This is a genomic window from Bacillus sp. FSL K6-4563 (assembly GCF_038630405.1).
GTDB lineage: Bacteria > Bacillota > Bacilli > Bacillales > Bacillaceae > Bacillus > Bacillus pumilus.
In genome coordinates, this window is record NZ_CP152030.1 from 585815 (window position 1) to 601089 (window position 15275).

The window sequence follows — 15275 nt, forward strand, 5'->3', positions numbered from 1 at the left end:
TCATAAAATAAAAAAAGAGAAAGTGAGTTGAAACAACATGTTTTGGCTGCAAACCGCTATTTTTACAATCGTTGTATTGTGTCTCTCATGGTGGGCAGGGAAAAAAGGCAGAAACCGTCATGCGGGTCTGATCCTCCCTATATGCTTTATTCTATTTGGATTGGTTTTATTGATAGCGAGTTTCTTCATTGGCAGATGGGAAGGCATGGCGCTTAGTATATCAAGCGTCTCTATCGTTCTCTCTTCCATGATTTGTTTGATCATCGTCACAGCGATTCAAATTTTAAAAAAAGATGTCCCTTCTTAAGCAGGGGCATCTCCACTGTTCATCTGATTGTATTCTTCACGAAGGATGCCCATGATGATCACATCTGAGTAGGTACCATTGAAATAAAGCGCTTGGCGCCTTTTTCCTTCATATTGAAATCCGGCTTTCTCATAGCTTCTGAAGGCTCTCGGATTGTGGGAAAAGACTTCGAGCTCAAGGCGATTGAGTTCTAATGTCTCAAAGGCGAATGCTTGAACCATTCGGACAGCTTCGGTGCCATAGCCTTTTTGGAAATGTTCTGGTCCATGAAGCGCAATGCGGAAGCTTGCCGTATGATTGATTGGATCAATATCCACAATCGCCGCATCCCCAATCATTTCTTTCGTGTCTAACAGACAAATGGCGAAATCTCGTCTGCTGTCATCTTGTAAAAATCGGGTGTAGGCTGAACGAATTTCTTCTAGTGTAAACGTTTTTCGTGTGCCAGTCATGTAAAGTGTTTCTTCATGCTGGCATCCTCTTTGAATACCCGGATAATCCTGTTCTTCAATCGGTCTCAAAAATAAGCGGGTCATGACGGATCACCCTCCTCTATATATCGAGATATTTCAATTAAATTCAGATCAGGATCACGGATATAAACAGATTCAACCGGACCTAATGTACCTGTGCGCCTGACGGGTCCCTCTTCAATAGGAACTACTTGCTTGCGAAGGTGCAGCAGCAAACTGTCCATATCTAAATCGGTGATAAAGCACAAATCACTAGAGCCTGGAAGTGGGTAAGCCGCTGCCGGCTCATATTCATGACCAGCTTCATGAAGATTGATCTTCTGTAAACCAAAACGAAGCGCTTTACGGCCTTCTCCAAAGGTTTCTTCCTTCATTCCTAATACGTTTGTATAAAAGCGAATGGTGTCCTCCATATGTTGTACAGTCAACACGATATGATCAAGTCGTCGTATCATCAGTTTCTCCTCCAAGTATGATCATTGATTGAACTGATTTTATTATATCATTACTTGAAGAGGATACCTTAGTGAATCACGGTGTTGAAGGCATGAAAACGGATGATGAAAAATCCATATATACTTTGTCTTTCCTTTCTGATACAATTAAAATAGAATATATGTTCTCATTTAAGGTAAGGGAGTGATGGAATTGAGTCAGAAAAGGAAGCTGCTTTTTTATGGGGCAATGAGTATCGATGGCTATTTAGCGAGAGAGGATCACAGGCTCGATTGGTTAATAGGAACAGAGGGCGAAGAAGAAACGAGGTATGATGACTTTTATGCGTCAGTTGATACGCTGATCATGGGGCGAAATACATATGAGCAGGTTCTACAGCTGTCACCAGATGAGTTTCCTTATGAAGGAAAGACATGTTATATCATGTCACGTACTTTACAAGACAGTTTGAAAGGAACCCATATCATTCGTGAAGATATCTTATCTTTTATAAAAAAATTAAAACATGAAGAAGGTCAGCATATCTGGATTGTCGGCGGCGGGGAACTGCTTCAGTTTTTCATCAAAGCAGGATTGGTTGATGAGCTTTATCTTCAAATTGCTCCTGTCATGATTGGGAGAGGCATTTCCCTGTTTTCCCCAGCGGATATAGAATCCAGGTTTTCATTAAAAGAAGTCAAACAATACAAGCAGATAGCTGAATTGCATTTTGTCTTAAAAGAAGAAGATCACTGATTTGAGGTGGTCTTTTTTTTATGAAACAAACTCGTTGACAATCATATATCCTAGTGTTAGGATAAATTTATCCTAGTTTTAGGATTTCTTAAAAAAGGAGTAGTTGCCATGGTGCAGCATGAACATGAATTAGACTTAAGGCTATTCCGCGTGTGGATGAAAGCCTATCAAGCTCTTTTTACAAATATTCAAACAGACATTGAACGTTATGATATCGGATTTGAAAACTTTCAGATCCTTGAATTGCTCTATAGTAAGGGGCCACATCCCGTACAAAAAATCAGCGACATCCTGTCAATCCCAAGTGGAAGTATGACATATGTCGTGAACAAACTAGAAAAACAAGAGCTCGTGAAAAGGCAATGTGCGCCCTCTGATAAACGTGTATTTCATGTATTACTGACGGAAAAAGGAAAGCAATTGTTTGACGACATTTTTCCTAAACACACAGATGTCATTTCACAAAACCTATCCTTTATTGAAAAAGAAGAAAAAGAACAGCTCATTGAATTATTAAAAAAAGTCGGTTTAGGTGCAAAACAACTTCACGAAAAGGGGAAACAAGATGACTCTCAGCTTTGATACATTGGTACGTGAAAGACGATCCGCATCAAATTTTTTGCCAAATATCTCGATTTCGAGAGAAGAGCTTAACAGCATTTTTGAAGAGGTCAAAATGGCACCATCTGCTTTTAACTTACAGCACACACAATATGTCGTCGTCCAAACAGAAGGTCTCAAAGAACAAGTAAGAGAAGCCGCATTTGGACAATATAAAGTGCATTCCGCCTCAGCAGCGATCATTGTACTGGGAGACCCAAAGGCTTATCAGCAAGCGGCGAACATTTATGAAGGTCTGAAAATGCTTGGCGTTTTAAACACGCAGCAATACGAAGAAATGGTCAGAGAGACGATGAGCTTTTATGAACAGAGAGGAGCGGATTTTCAGAAAGAAGAGGCAATCCGCAATGCTTCATTATCTGCGATGCTGTTTATGCTCGCCGCCAAAAACAAGGGCTGGGACACGTGCCCAATGATCGGCTTTGACCCTGATGTAATGAAAAAGGTGCTCAACATCGATTCGGATTTGGTTCCCGTGTTAATGATCACACTAGGAAAAGAAAAAGTAGAGAGCAGACAACCGAGAGGCTACCGAAAGCCAGTCTCTGAATTCGTAACATACTTATAAGATAGGGGGTTCCACTCATGGAACTAGGAATTAGTACATTTGTAGAAACAACACCTGATTTTCAAACAGGAAAAACAGTCAGTCACGCACAGCGTATTCGAGAAGTAGTCGAAGAAATTATTTTAGCAGATCAAGTCGGCCTTGATGTATTTGGCGTAGGTGAGCATCACCGTGAGGATTTCGCAGCATCGAATCCCGCTGTTGTCTTAGCGGCTGCGGCAACACAAACAAAGAATATCCGCCTGACAAGTGCAGTGACAGTCCTTTCATCAGCAGATCCTGTTCGTGTCTTTCAGGATTTTGCAACGCTAGATGGACTATCAAACGGGCGTGCAGAAATTATGGCAGGCCGTGGTTCATTTATTGAATCATTCCCGCTCTTTGGCTATGACCTTGATGACTATGAAGAATTATTTGAAGAAAAGCTTGATTTGTTGCTCAAATTACAGCAGTCTGAGCGTGTCACATGGAGCGGAAAGCATCGCCCAGCTATTCAAGATGTCGGCGTATATCCAAGACCTGTTCAAGATCCGCTTCCAATCTGGATCGGCAGTGGAGGAAACCGTGAATCTGTCGTACGTGCTGGATTATTGGGACTGCCTTTAGTACTTGCCATCATTGGCGGAAGTCCTAGACAGTTCGCACCGCTCGTTCAGCTGTACAAGCAAGCGGCAGTGCACGCTGGACATGACCCTGAGAAATTAACCGTGGCGTCACATTCGCATGGATTTGTTGCGGAAGAAACAGAACTGGCAGCAGACCAATTCTTCCCTTCCACACAGCATGTGATGAATACGTTAGCAAGAGAGCGAGGCTGGGGACCATATACTCGTTCTACATTTGATGCAGCGAGAACGTTAGAAGGCGCGCTGTATGTAGGAGATTCAGATGCAGTGGCAGAGAAAGTGATTCACCTAAGAAAAAATGTAGGAATCACGCGTTTTATGCTTCATGTACCAGTTGGTTCAATGCCGCATGATCAAGTATTAAAAGCCATTGAGCTATTTGGAAAAGAAGTCGCTCCTAAAGTAAGAGAAGAGGTTGCCCGCTGGGAAGCAGAGCAAGCATAACGAAAAAGGTCGATCAAGTGAATAGGCTTGATCGACCTTTTTGATGCTTAAGGATCAATGACACAAGGTTTCACTGTAGGGCATGAAGCAGCAGAAGCAAGTGGTGTGGTCGTCAAGGTGAAGAGAAAAACAAGTTGAAAACAGATGAGCCATTTTTTCATGAAATCACCTCCGTTCACAATTGTTTGACGGAATGAGATGAGGATAAAAGCACAGAAGTATAAAACACTCTCTATCCAACATAAGACAATCATATCATAATTTTCAAAAAAATGAAAAAATATCTTATATAAGTACTGAATTATGGTATGGTTATTATGTTCTACAAAAAAAGGGAGGGATTTTTTTATGAAAAAGGTCATGTCTTCTGTTTTAGTTGGAGCAATTGTCTTAACGGGTGCTGGGGTCACAACTGCTCCAGTGGAAGCAAAGGAGCAAACAAACAGTGAAATAACGGCTCAGGCCAGTCGAACTGTTTCAGTAACAAGAACATATACGACATCAAACATCCCAGAAAGTATTGTATATGCAGAGGATGGCTGGGTCGGTATTTTAAAACAAACCTCTATTAAAGAATTGGGATTAGGAAAATATAGTGTCACATTTACTGGAACAGTGGTACGCGATCCAGGATTTAATTAAATAAAATGCAAAGCTGACAGGTGGACAAGCCTGTCAGCTTTTTTCATGAGGATAATAAAGAATCATTTGCAGCCGGACCATTTGTTCTCCGGTTTGTTTATATGCATGCGTACGGTCCGCTTTAAAACGAATGGAGTCGCCGGCGTTTAAGCTGTATTGCTCATCTCCAATGGATATATCAAGCGCTCCCTCAAAAACGGTAATCAATTCCTCTGTCCCGCCAATGTGTTCATTTGCATGCAGCGACCCGCCAGGATCAATTTCTACTCGGTACACTTCAAATTTCCCCCGGTTATCAAAAGGAAAAGTCGTATATACGCGATATCGCCCATCATCTTCCGTTAAAATCTGTGCATCTTCATTGCGTACTACTTTGATTTCAGGCTGTGGTGCGTGAATGAGCTCACTAAAAGATACCTTTAATCCGTTGGCGATTTTCCATAAAGTCGTGATGGTAGGGGTTGATTCTCCTCTTTCAATTTGTCCAATCATGGTTTTGCTGACAGCTGTTAATTCTGCCATCTTTTCGAGGCTTAATTTCTTTTGGTCTCTAAGAAGCCTCACATTTTTAGAAATAATCGATTGTACATCTTCCATGAAAAAAACTCCTTTCTCTATTTACTTTATAAAGACCGAACGTTACAATAAAACGTAACATACGCAATAAAGTAATTAAAGTCTTAATAACGTACAAGGGAGGCGGCAACTATGATTCTTTCTATGTTGATCTATGCTTTTGTGAGCAGCTTTACCCCAGGGCCAAACAACATCATGGCCATGGTCTTTACGAATAAATATGGGGTCAAGCAAACATTTCGATTTTGTTTAGGTGTGGGTATCGGATTTCTCGTTATTTTGTGTTTGAGTTGCTTCTTTAATATCATTCTTTATCAAGTGATGCCGAAAATAGGCTGGGTCATGGCGTTCATCGGAGCTGCATACATGATTTATTTAGCGGTCAAAATCATGAAAAGTAAAGGCGGGGATGACGAAACACTTGATCGTTACAATCATTTTGTCCCTGGTATGATGCTGCAATTTATCAACCCAAAAGCGATCTTGTATGGATTGACTGTGATTTCAACATTTGTTTTGCCATATGGACAATCGAATATGCAGTATGTCATATGGACGCTGATTCTCGCACTTATTGGATTTCTCGGTACATTTAGCTGGAGCCTATTTGGCTCTTTGTATAAGCGCTTTTTGACTGCTTATGAAAGACCGTTCCAGTATGTCATGGGGCTGCTTCTAATATACAGTGCGATTTCAATGGTATGGGGTTATGTGATGTAAGTAGTCAGAAGCTTGGCCGCTGCCTGCCCATCACAACAGTATTGTAATAAAGTCCATCTGCCAGACGTTTATCATTTTTTAATACCCCTTCAATCAGAAAGCCATGGTGCTCATATAACCGAATGGCTTTTTGGTTCGTTTCTAGCACTTGAAGTGACATCTTCTGGATGCCTTGCTGATCAGCCCAGTCAATAGAAGCGGCTAAAAGCTCTTTGCCAATGTGATAGCCCCAAGCATCCTTTTGAATGGCAACGCCAAAAGTCACTTTGTGAGCAAAGCGCTTGAGTGAATGTCCCTCACATCTTGAGAAACCAACAATGTCTCCTTCAATATCAGCGACCAAAAATAAATGCCTGCTTTGTTTGGTATCCTCTTGAATCAACACCTCAAAATCTTTTTCATGAAGAAAGGCTTCGCCTGGTTCACGGTCTAAATATTCTGTTTCACCATCAATTTTCAGCCTGAGCGCTGATAACTGCTTGGCATCGCCAATTGCAGCAGACCGAATCCGATAGGTCAAGTCACGAACGGTGAATATGTTTTCAGAGATCATCATAGAACACCAACCTTTCTTTCTATTATGTCTATCATACCTGAAACGTGTACATAGCAGGTGAAAGCTTTTAAGTCTGTTTTATAGATCATTATTTTTTAATCCAGCTGACGCTGGCTGGATTTTCATGATTTAGACTGAGAACTTAAATAGGCTTCTCTCACAACTGTTAAAAAGTGGTCAGCGACGGTTGATGTTTCATCTTGTCTCCATGAAACATATAAATTTACTTTTGGTGTAGTTTCTTGGATTTTTCTATAAACAACCCCTGAGCGTTTTACGCTTTCTACTGAGGATGGAACCACAGAGATTCCCATTCCTGCAGCAACTAAATTCACAATCGTATGCATTTGAATAGCTTCCTGAACTACGTTTAAACTTATGCTATTTTCCCAAAAGTAGCTGATAATTAAATCATAAAATGCTGCACCTAGATGACGTGGAAACATGATAAATGGTTCATTGGCTAATAAATGAATTGGAACTTTGGGAAATGAAGCTAAAGGATGATTTTCTGGCAAAACCAAGCTTAATGATTCCTCACAACAAATTTCTGAGGTAAGTATCTTATTATTTTGGTTAGAACGAATAAATCCTATTTGAATTTCTTTCTTATATAGTGCTTTTAACTGCTGTTCTGTAGCCATTTCACATAAGACAAGATGGATGTTAGGGAAACTTTCTCGAAACCTTTTAATAATATCAATCACAATATCAGTAGAATCAACGAAACCGATCGTTAAATGACCTATTCTTCCGTCATCTGCAAGCTGTGTTGCTTTAATCGTTCTATCTACTTGAAGAAGCGTACGGCGGGCTTCTTCTAAAAATACTCTCCCCGAATCTGAAAGTTCAACCTGTCTTCTCGTTCTATGAAAAAGCGTAACACCTAACTCTTCTTCTAATTTGCGAATTTCCTGACTTAATGGAGGCTGTGCCATTTTAAGACGTTCAGCTGCCCGGCTAAAATTTAGTTCTTCAGCAACCATGATAAAATAACGTATTTGTCTCAGATCCATTTTTTATGCCCCCCTATACATTTCAACATTGCTTATTGTGTTTTTTAATGGAAATATTTTTAGTTATATAAAATATATATATATTTATCTGAATATATATATTATACATATTAACGGCCTCTTTTTATAATGAAAGTATTCTTTCAAAAGGAGGGCATTATTATGGAGTATAGTAAACTTGGAAATAGTGGATTAACAATTAGTAAACTTGCATACGGAAACTGGATTAATCATGGTGGTAAGATAAATGAAGAAACTGCCCATGATTGTGTGAAAGCTGCTCTTGATGTTGGTATTACGACGTTTGATACTGCTGATGTTTATTCAGACACCAAGGCTGAAGAGATACTAGGCAGGTCTTTAAAAGGGATCCGGCGAGAGAGCATTGAACTATGTACAAAAGTATGTCATCCAACCGGTACCGGGAAAAACGATAGAGGATTATCACGCAAGCATATTTTGGAAAACTGTCATGCCTCTTTGCGACGTTTACAAACGGATTATATTGATATTTACTATGCACATAGGTTTGATCCAACTACACCTCTGGAAGAAACGATGTTAGCTTTCGCAGATCTAGTAAGACAGGGGAAAGTGAACTATATTGGTGTAAGTGAGTGGACAGCAGAACAAATTACTCGAGGGGCAGCGCTTGCACGAGAGCTAAATGTCCCCCTTATCGCCAGCCAACCTCAATACTCCTTGTTATGGAGAATCATTGAAAGTGATGTAATACCGACTTGCCAGCGTGAAGGACTTGGCCAGGTAGTATGGTCGCCTTTGGCCCAGGGGATCCTTACTGGAAAGTATCTTCCAGGAAAATCACTTCCGACTAATTCGCGTGCTAACTCATCTGCTGGAAAACCTTTTTTTAAAAACCTTGCTCAACGCTGGATGAATAATAACACCTTAGAGGCGATCCAAAAGCTTAAGCCCATCGCACAAGAGGTTGATCTTACTCTTGCTCAGCTTGCGATAGCATGGGTACTGCAAAACCAGAACGTTTCTGCAGCAATTATCGGTGCTTCTAGTCCAGAACAGGTGAGGGAGAATGCTTTAGCATCTGAGGTGAAAATTGAAACTGAGATGATGAATCAGATTGACGAAATTCTAGGTGATCTGGTTGAGTACGATCAGAGTAAAACAGGTTAAAGCTTTTAAGTCTATCTTATAGATCATTATTTTTTAATCCAGCCGACCTTGGCTGGATTTTCTTGTTGCTGTAGTTTCTTGGATCGCACACTCAGATGTTTTGTATCTGTGAAAAAGGCTAAATGAATAGTATCAAACGTGGAGGTGGAACAAATGAGTGAAGAAAAAGGACATATGGATAAAGCGAAAGGAAAAACAAATCAAGCCAAAGGTCAATTGAAAGAGAAACTTGGCGAAGCAACAGATCATCAAAACCTGAAAGCAGAAGGGAAAAAGGATCAAGCCAAAGGAAAGCTTCAAGATAAAAAAGGGGATTTGAAAAATCACCTGAACCAGTAAATCCGAAAACATGGCACTGCTTCATGTCTCCATCATGACATGTCTTTCATCAATAAAATGAATAGATGTGTGAAAAGAATTGATTATACGCGCTCGCTATCATCATGTAGACTTGAGACAGAAGACATGATCAAGGGAGATGGTTGAGATGAAGCAAGTGTGGGAGAAAGTTGACGAGTATATCACAGACAAGTTGATTCCTAAAGATGATGTTTTGGAGCAAGCTCTTACTCATAATAAGCAAGCAGGCCTGCCAGAAATTGATGTGTCACCAGCTCAAGGGAAAATGCTTTATTTATTAGCAAAAACCAAGAATGCAAAGCGCATTTTAGAGATCGGGACACTTGGTGGATACAGTACCATTTGGTTGGCGCGTGCTCTTGAAGAGGATGGAGAACTCATCACATTAGAGGCTGTCAGCCACCATGTACAGATTGCTCAGCAAAACATTAGTAGAGCGGGCTTATCGGAACGGGTGAGCATTTTGCAAGGAAAGGCATTGGATACGCTAGCCCAGTTAAAAGAGAGGGATGTGCTTCCGTTCGATTTGATTTTCATTGATGCAGATAAACCGAACAACCCGAAATATCTAAAGTGGGCGTTACACTTCTCAAAAAAGGGAACAGTCATTATTGCAGACAATGTCGTGAGAAATGGAGCAGTCCTTCATGACTCTAATGGGGATGAGCGAGTTCAAGGAACTCGTGAATTTTTCAATTTACTCAAACAAGAGTCAAGAATAGAGGCTACAGCCATTCAAACTGTTGGTGAAAAGGGTTACGATGGATTTGTATACGGAATCGTAAAATGAAACAAAGCTTAACCACATGCGGTTAAGCTTTTTCTTTTAAAAAAACCATCTGGCAGTCCCCATCAGCAGGACGCCTACAAGAACAGTAAGTGATAAGCTCTTTGTCCAAACAGCGATCACGACGGTCGGAACCAAGACAGCAAGGTACATCCAGTGAATGGTGACACCTGTTGTGGTATGAATGAACAAATGCTCTGCAATTAAAGCCGTAAAGATACAAATGGGAATAAACGATAACCACTTGAGCACCACTTCAGGCAGCTCGATACTTCGTACAAATATAAAGGGAACGACCCTTGGAATCACAGTGACAATCATACAGCCGAGAATGAGCCACATCATAAAACTGCTGATCATTTATCTGTCACCACCCCAATGGTTGCGACAATTATGGTGGCTAATAGAACAGCCACGTGTGATGGAACAAAATGAAGCAGGACAAACATCGCAACGACCATATACAAAACAAGTGACAGGCGATGGGTTAATTTACTTTTAGGCACAGTTTGCAAAGAAAGAACCAGCAGTGCAGCAAACATAGCGGAAAGAGCAAAATCAAGACCAAGTGCTTCAGGATTTGAGATCCAGTGTCCAAAAATGCCGCCAAGTATACAGGCAGCAATCCAGCACAAATAAGCCGTTATGTTCAGCCCGTGCATCCACCGGTTATTCAGCTTTCCATGCTGAGCTAATTTATTCATGGCTACGCCAAAGGATTCATCAGTCAGCAATAGACCGAATCCAATATTTTGTTTTAAAGAGTAGCGTGTAAAATGAGGAGCCAGCGTCAGGCTTAGTAATAAATGACGCAGATTCACAATAAATGTAGTGAGAATAATAGCGGAAAGGGGGCTTCCCGTGACAAGCAGTGCACAGATAATAAACTGTGAAGCACCTGCGTAAATAAAGATTGCTAGAAGCGCAATGTCCCATAGGCTCAACTGTGCGCTAATTCCAACAATTCCAAAGGCAAACCCGATACTCATATAACCAAGCAGGGTTGGCACACAATCTTTTATTCCCTCGAGAAATGGTTCATGTTCCGTGCTGGGAATATGTTTTCTAGCTTCAATATCCAACGACCTCTACTCCTTTTCTGCGTGACGACCTATAGTTTTACTTACTATATGAAAACGAATTTAGCATGTCAATATCCCCTTATCTTCTATTATATAAAGAAAAAAGGTGCAAAAAGGATTGAAGTCATCCAGAATATGTTATAAAGTATCAGAAAATAAAAAAATTGGAGTGACGACAATGCTGTGCAAACCTTTGTTTGAACATGATGTTCCAAATGCCCTCCGTCCATAACGGAGAGTGATCTCCGTTTGTGGATATGGTATTCAAAATATCCAATAACGGAGGGAAAATGATGAATGAAAAATATATAGGCGCCCTTTACCTAGCAATCGCAGCAAGTATTTGGGGCGGCATGTACGTTGTTGTCAAAGTAACAGTAGCGGTTGTTCCGCCACTTGAACTCGTCTGGATGAGATATGCTGTAGCAGGAGTCGTGTTGGTGATCACCATTTGGCGCTTGGGCTATTCCTTTCGATTAGATAAAAAAGATATCCCCCTTATGGTGTTGATTGGGCTGATCGGAAATTTCCTTTCAATCGTGACCCAAGAAATTGGGACGATGTATACCTCTGCACAAATGGGGGCTGTTATTACATCTGCAACTCCTGCGTTTATGGTGCTGTTTGCTTTCTTTCTATTAAAAGAAGCCATGACTGTTCGAAAGTGCGCATCCATCCTGCTTGCTACAGCAGGTGTATGGCTCATGATTGGACCAGTTGCAGTACAGACAGATGAATTTGTCGGTGGTCTTTCATTGGTCTTCGCTGCTTTAACATGGGCGCTGATGTCTGTTTTGCTCAAACGTGTTCCAGGAAAGTATCCTCAGGTGGTGACAACCACATATGCGATCATCATTGCATTCATTGTTTTAACACCGCCTGTATTATTTCGTTTACCTCACCTAGATGTGGAACAGATGGCAAGGCCGGAGATTTGGGGCGGTATTCTTTATCTAGGCATCATCTCAACAGCTCTAGCATTCTTTTTATGGAATAGAGGGCTTCAATTAATGGATGCCTCAAGCGGCGGTTTGTTCTTTTTCTTTCAACCGATCGTAGGTGCCGTTCTTGGCTGGCTGCTTTTGGGAGAAGAAATGGGATTACGCTCATTCATTGGCATTCTATGTATCTTTGCAGGTGTCTATACTGTGCTGCGTCAAAAGGAATAAAAGAAGATGTCCCTTGTAATAGGGGCATCTTCTTTATAAATGAGAGATTGAGAGAGGATGGAGGGAAATAGGATGATACAATTTCCACAATTACAAAAAGGACAAACAATTGGCGTCACAGCACCTTCCTCAGGTGTACAGCCATCTTTGCATGACATGTTTCAGCTCTCATGCGAGCGAATGAAAAAAAGAGGCTATGATGTCATATGTGGAGATACGGTATGGCACCAGGAAAAGGCAAAATCAGCTCCTGCCGTAGAACGAGCAAAGGAGCTTCAGTACATGATGACCTGTGATGAGATTGATCACATCATCCCGCCATGGGGAGGGCAGCTTCTGATGGAGGTGTTAGAGCACCTTGATTTCTCATCGATGCAAAAAAAGTGGATTCTTGGTTACTCGGATACGAGTGCGCTTCTGCTGGCGTTAACTTTAAAAACAGGCATTGCCACTGCGCATGGACCGAACCTAGTAGATCTTCAGGGAGAAGAGCTTGATCAAACGACTGTCATGTGGGAAGAAGTACTTTCAACAAAAGGGGAAATGGACATCAGCCAATATTCTTCATCAATGTATCAAAAGGAATGGCAGTATGACAATCCGATTGAACATGTTTTTCATTTAACAGAACCGACCGCATGGCATACGGTTGATAGACAAGAAAAGATGGTAAAGGGGAGGCTAATGGGCGGCTGTATTGATGTCATACGCCACTTAGCTGGGACGCCTTTTGGAGACGTCAAAGCTTTTCAAAAAACATTCTTAAAAGATGAACCAATTCTCTGGTACTTTGAAAACTGTGAATTAAACGCTGCAAGTATGAAGAGATCGCTTGTTCAATTGAAACTAGCAGGATGGTTTGACCATTGTTCAGGTATTATGTTTGGGCGAAGTGCAGTAGATGTGCCTGTGGAAGGGTATCAGTATCATGATGTATATGAAGAATTACAAAAGGAATTACAAATCCCCATTTTTTACGATATAGATTGTGGGCATGTCCCGCCGCAAATGACGCTGATTAATGGCGCATATGCAGAAGTGCAGCTGCAACCTCAAGGCAAAGCAGTCCTAAAGCAAGCATTTTTATCATAAGAAAAGGAAAGGGGAAGCCCTTTCCTTCATATAACACTACATTCCTTTTGTTTCTTCACCTGCTTTTGGAACTTCCCAAGCAGACTCGCGGAATACTTTCTCCCATTTCGATACGACAATACATGCAACGGCATGACCTGGAACATTCACACCTGTTCGTGCCATATCCATAATTCGATCGACACCGGCGATAATGGCGACGCCTTCTGCTGGAAGACCTACTGCATGGGCGGTTGCCAAAAGTACGACGAGTGAACCGGATGGCACCGCTGCAATCCCTTTACTCGTTAACACAAGAACAAGCATCATCAAAAGCTGCTGTGACAAACTCATGTCGACACCAAACGCTTGTGCAAGAAACACACAGGAAACCGATAAATATAAACTGGACCCATCACAATTGAGAGAAAGACCAGATGGGATGACAAAGGAGACAATTCTTTTCGGACAGCCGTATTTCTCCATTCGTGACATAAGCTGAGGAAGGACGGTTTCTGTACTTGTAGTAGAGAAGGCAACCAAGAACAAATCCCAAATCATTTTTAAAACTTCGAAGTAGTTAAAACGGAAGATCAGTGCGACCAGAGGGAACAAAGCAAAGAGAATAATGAATAAACCTAAAAATACAGTCCCAACAAGCTTCATCATTGGAATTAATAACACAATGCCATATTGACCAACGGAAGCAGCCATTAATGCAAGCACTCCAATAGGTGCTGTCACCATGACCATCTGCGTTAGCTTAAACATAATTTGTGCCACTGATTCAAAGAAGTTGAGAACAGGAGCGGATGCCTTACCGATACCGCTTGCCGCTACACCAAATAATATGGCGAAGAAAATGACAGCTAGTAAATCATTTTGAGCCATGACATCGACGATATTCGTTGGAATGATATCGAGTACCATTTGTTTAAAGTCGACGACTTTCTGTGTATAGCCGTCTAATTCACCAATATCTTTCTTAGCTAATTTAGAGAAATCAAGGCCAACGCCAGGCTTTAGAACATTAGCCAGCAATAGACCAATTCCTAGAACGATGGTTGTGATGACCTCAAACCAAATGATCGTCTTTAATCCTAGGCTTCCCATTTTCTTCATACCACCACTGCCGGCTGCACCAATAACAATGGTAGAGAAAACGATAGGAACAACGATCATTTTAATCAATCTGATGAATCCATCTCCAATTGGCCTGAGAGCCATCCCGAAGTCAGGAAAGAAATGGCCGATAAGAGCTCCTATCACCAAAGCGATCATGATTTGAAAAGCGACGAACTTTTTCATCATCTCCTACCCCCTTTAAACGCTTGGAAAATTTTAAGAATTTTCCAATAAATAAAAATTCTATGTGACCATGTTTTGTCCTCCTTTGGATTTAGAAAGATTTTATTTAAGAATCATTGGAATTATGAAGAAAGGGAAGAAAATAGGGCTATTGCATTTCTATTTATCTAAGAAAAAACCACTTCTTAAAAAACATGAAACTTTTTTAGAAAAATGTATTGACCCTTTTATGTGATCCATGGTATATTTTTATTCGTCGCTGATGACGTATTTGAAACAAAGACATTCAAACACATGCGACAAACAAATCTTAAAAAGATGTTGACTTGATAAAAACGATATGTTAAGATAATTAAGTCGCCTGATTAAGCGCCCGTAGCTCAATTGGATAGAGCGTTTGACTACGGATCAAAAGGTTAGGGGTTCGACTCCTCTCGGGCGCGCCAATACAAACCACGCGGGTGTAGTTTAGTGGTAAAACCTCAGCCTTCCAAGCTGATGTCGTGAGTTCGATTCTCATCACCCGCTCCATTTTTGAAATATGATCTTTGAAAACTAAACAAGACAAAACGTACCTGTTAATTCGAGTTTTTATAAAAAAATCCT

At 40.9% G+C, this 15275-nt stretch carries 20 protein-coding genes and 2 tRNA genes; 14 read left to right on the forward strand and 8 right to left on the reverse strand.

Going from position 1 to position 15275, the window contains the following annotated elements:
• Positions 1–37 precede the first annotated feature (37 nt).
• Positions 38–307 (forward strand): YesK-like family protein, encoded by a 270-nt coding sequence (locus MHH54_RS02890; RefSeq protein WP_106030202.1) that lies wholly within the window; start codon positions 38–40, stop codon positions 305–307.
• On the opposite strand, the gene MHH54_RS02895 is transcribed toward MHH54_RS02890, so the two are convergent.
• Both MHH54_RS02895 and MHH54_RS02900 read right to left on the reverse strand, forming a co-directional pair.
• Complete coding sequence (locus MHH54_RS02895; RefSeq protein ID WP_106030203.1) at positions 304–843, reverse strand: GNAT family protein; 540 nt, start codon at positions 841–843, stop codon at positions 304–306. The two genes, MHH54_RS02890 and MHH54_RS02895, sit on opposite strands and share 4 nt — an antisense overlap.
• Positions 840–1235, reverse strand: coding sequence for a VOC family protein (locus MHH54_RS02900; protein WP_342500653.1), 396 nt, complete (start codon positions 1233–1235; stop codon positions 840–842). Before MHH54_RS02900 ends, MHH54_RS02895 begins: the two co-directional genes overlap by 4 nt.
• A 193-nt stretch (positions 1236–1428) precedes the next feature.
• On the opposite strand from MHH54_RS02900, the gene MHH54_RS02905 reads away from it, so the two are divergent.
• From MHH54_RS02905 to MHH54_RS02925, 5 genes are all read left to right on the forward strand, one after another.
• Positions 1429–1971, forward strand: a complete 543-nt coding sequence (locus tag MHH54_RS02905) for a dihydrofolate reductase family protein (RefSeq protein ID WP_322000132.1) — start codon at positions 1429–1431, stop codon at positions 1969–1971.
• 108 nt (positions 1972–2079) lie between these two features.
• Entirely contained in the window at positions 2080–2553 is a 474-nt protein-coding gene (locus MHH54_RS02910; protein WP_003213943.1) for a MarR family transcriptional regulator, read from the forward strand.
• Positions 2537–3160, forward strand: coding sequence for a nitroreductase family protein (locus MHH54_RS02915; protein ID WP_342500654.1), 624 nt, complete (start codon positions 2537–2539; stop codon positions 3158–3160). The genes MHH54_RS02910 and MHH54_RS02915 overlap by 17 nt, the downstream gene beginning before the upstream one ends.
• A 17-nt stretch (positions 3161–3177) precedes the next feature.
• Positions 3178–4230, forward strand: coding sequence for an LLM class flavin-dependent oxidoreductase (locus tag MHH54_RS02920; protein WP_050945655.1), 1053 nt, complete (start codon positions 3178–3180; stop codon positions 4228–4230).
• Between the two features lie 348 nt (positions 4231–4578).
• On the forward strand, positions 4579–4872 hold the full coding sequence (locus MHH54_RS02925; protein WP_003214005.1) for a hypothetical protein: 294 nt from the start codon (positions 4579–4581) through the stop codon (positions 4870–4872).
• A gap of 33 nt (positions 4873–4905) precedes the next feature.
• On the opposite strand, the gene MHH54_RS02930 is transcribed toward MHH54_RS02925, so the two are convergent.
• Positions 4906–5469, reverse strand: coding sequence for an XRE family transcriptional regulator (locus MHH54_RS02930; protein ID WP_342500655.1), 564 nt, complete (start codon positions 5467–5469; stop codon positions 4906–4908).
• Between the two features lie 111 nt (positions 5470–5580).
• Here MHH54_RS02930 and MHH54_RS02935 point away from each other — a divergent pair, with 111 nt between their 5' ends.
• On the forward strand, positions 5581–6168 hold the full coding sequence (locus MHH54_RS02935) for a LysE family transporter (protein WP_003214091.1): 588 nt from the start codon (positions 5581–5583) through the stop codon (positions 6166–6168).
• Between the two features lie 4 nt (positions 6169–6172).
• On the opposite strand, the gene MHH54_RS02940 is transcribed toward MHH54_RS02935, so the two are convergent.
• Both MHH54_RS02940 and MHH54_RS02945 read right to left on the reverse strand, forming a co-directional pair.
• Entirely contained in the window at positions 6173–6724 is a 552-nt protein-coding gene (locus MHH54_RS02940; protein WP_342500656.1) for a GNAT family N-acetyltransferase, read from the reverse strand.
• 122 nt (positions 6725–6846) lie between these two features.
• A complete protein-coding gene (locus MHH54_RS02945) occupies positions 6847–7740 on the reverse strand; it encodes a LysR substrate-binding domain-containing protein (protein WP_034620209.1) in 894 nt (297 codons plus the stop codon).
• A gap of 162 nt (positions 7741–7902) precedes the next feature.
• Here MHH54_RS02945 and MHH54_RS02950 point away from each other — a divergent pair, with 162 nt between their 5' ends.
• The 3 genes from MHH54_RS02950 (at position 7903) to MHH54_RS02960 (ending at position 10042) form a co-directional block, all read left to right on the forward strand.
• Positions 7903–8892 carry an aldo/keto reductase family protein gene (locus MHH54_RS02950; protein WP_106030209.1) on the forward strand — a complete coding sequence of 330 codons (990 nt, stop codon included), beginning with the start codon at positions 7903–7905 and terminating at the stop codon, positions 8890–8892.
• A 153-nt stretch (positions 8893–9045) separates the two neighbouring features.
• Positions 9046–9231, forward strand: a complete 186-nt coding sequence (locus MHH54_RS02955; RefSeq protein WP_003213978.1) for a CsbD family protein — start codon at positions 9046–9048, stop codon at positions 9229–9231.
• Positions 9232–9379: 148 nt separating this feature from the next.
• On the forward strand, positions 9380–10042 hold the full coding sequence (locus MHH54_RS02960) for an O-methyltransferase (RefSeq protein WP_003214446.1): 663 nt from the start codon (positions 9380–9382) through the stop codon (positions 10040–10042).
• A 36-nt stretch (positions 10043–10078) separates the two neighbouring features.
• Here the strand turns inward: MHH54_RS02960 and MHH54_RS02965 are convergent, their stop codons facing one another.
• Together MHH54_RS02965 and MHH54_RS02970 are read right to left on the reverse strand one after the other, a co-directional pair.
• Positions 10079–10399, reverse strand: a complete 321-nt coding sequence (locus tag MHH54_RS02965; protein WP_106030211.1) for an AzlD domain-containing protein — start codon at positions 10397–10399, stop codon at positions 10079–10081.
• Positions 10396–11121 carry an AzlC family ABC transporter permease gene (locus MHH54_RS02970; protein ID WP_003214127.1) on the reverse strand — a complete coding sequence of 242 codons (726 nt, stop codon included), beginning with the start codon at positions 11119–11121 and terminating at the stop codon, positions 10396–10398. Before MHH54_RS02970 ends, MHH54_RS02965 begins: the two co-directional genes overlap by 4 nt.
• A gap of 293 nt (positions 11122–11414) precedes the next feature.
• Between MHH54_RS02970 and MHH54_RS02975 the strand changes: the two genes are divergently transcribed.
• A complete protein-coding gene (locus MHH54_RS02975) occupies positions 11415–12290 on the forward strand; it encodes a DMT family transporter (RefSeq protein ID WP_034620208.1) in 876 nt (291 codons plus the stop codon).
• A 72-nt stretch (positions 12291–12362) separates the two neighbouring features.
• The gene (locus MHH54_RS02980; RefSeq protein ID WP_050945662.1) at positions 12363–13382 is read left to right on the forward strand and encodes a S66 peptidase family protein; all 1020 of its coding nucleotides are present in this window, start codon (positions 12363–12365) and stop codon (positions 13380–13382) included.
• A gap of 36 nt (positions 13383–13418) precedes the next feature.
• On the opposite strand, the gene gltP is transcribed toward MHH54_RS02980, so the two are convergent.
• Complete coding sequence (gltP, locus tag MHH54_RS02985; RefSeq protein WP_034620243.1) at positions 13419–14669, reverse strand: glutamate-aspartate/proton symporter GltP; 1251 nt, start codon at positions 14667–14669, stop codon at positions 13419–13421.
• A 369-nt stretch (positions 14670–15038) separates the two neighbouring features.
• Between gltP and MHH54_RS02990 the strand changes: the two genes are divergently transcribed.
• A tRNA-Arg gene (locus MHH54_RS02990) sits at positions 15039–15115 on the forward strand.
• Positions 15116–15126: 11 nt separating this feature from the next.
• Positions 15127–15200 (forward strand) — tRNA-Gly (locus tag MHH54_RS02995).
• The last annotated feature ends 75 nt before the right edge of the window (positions 15201–15275 follow it).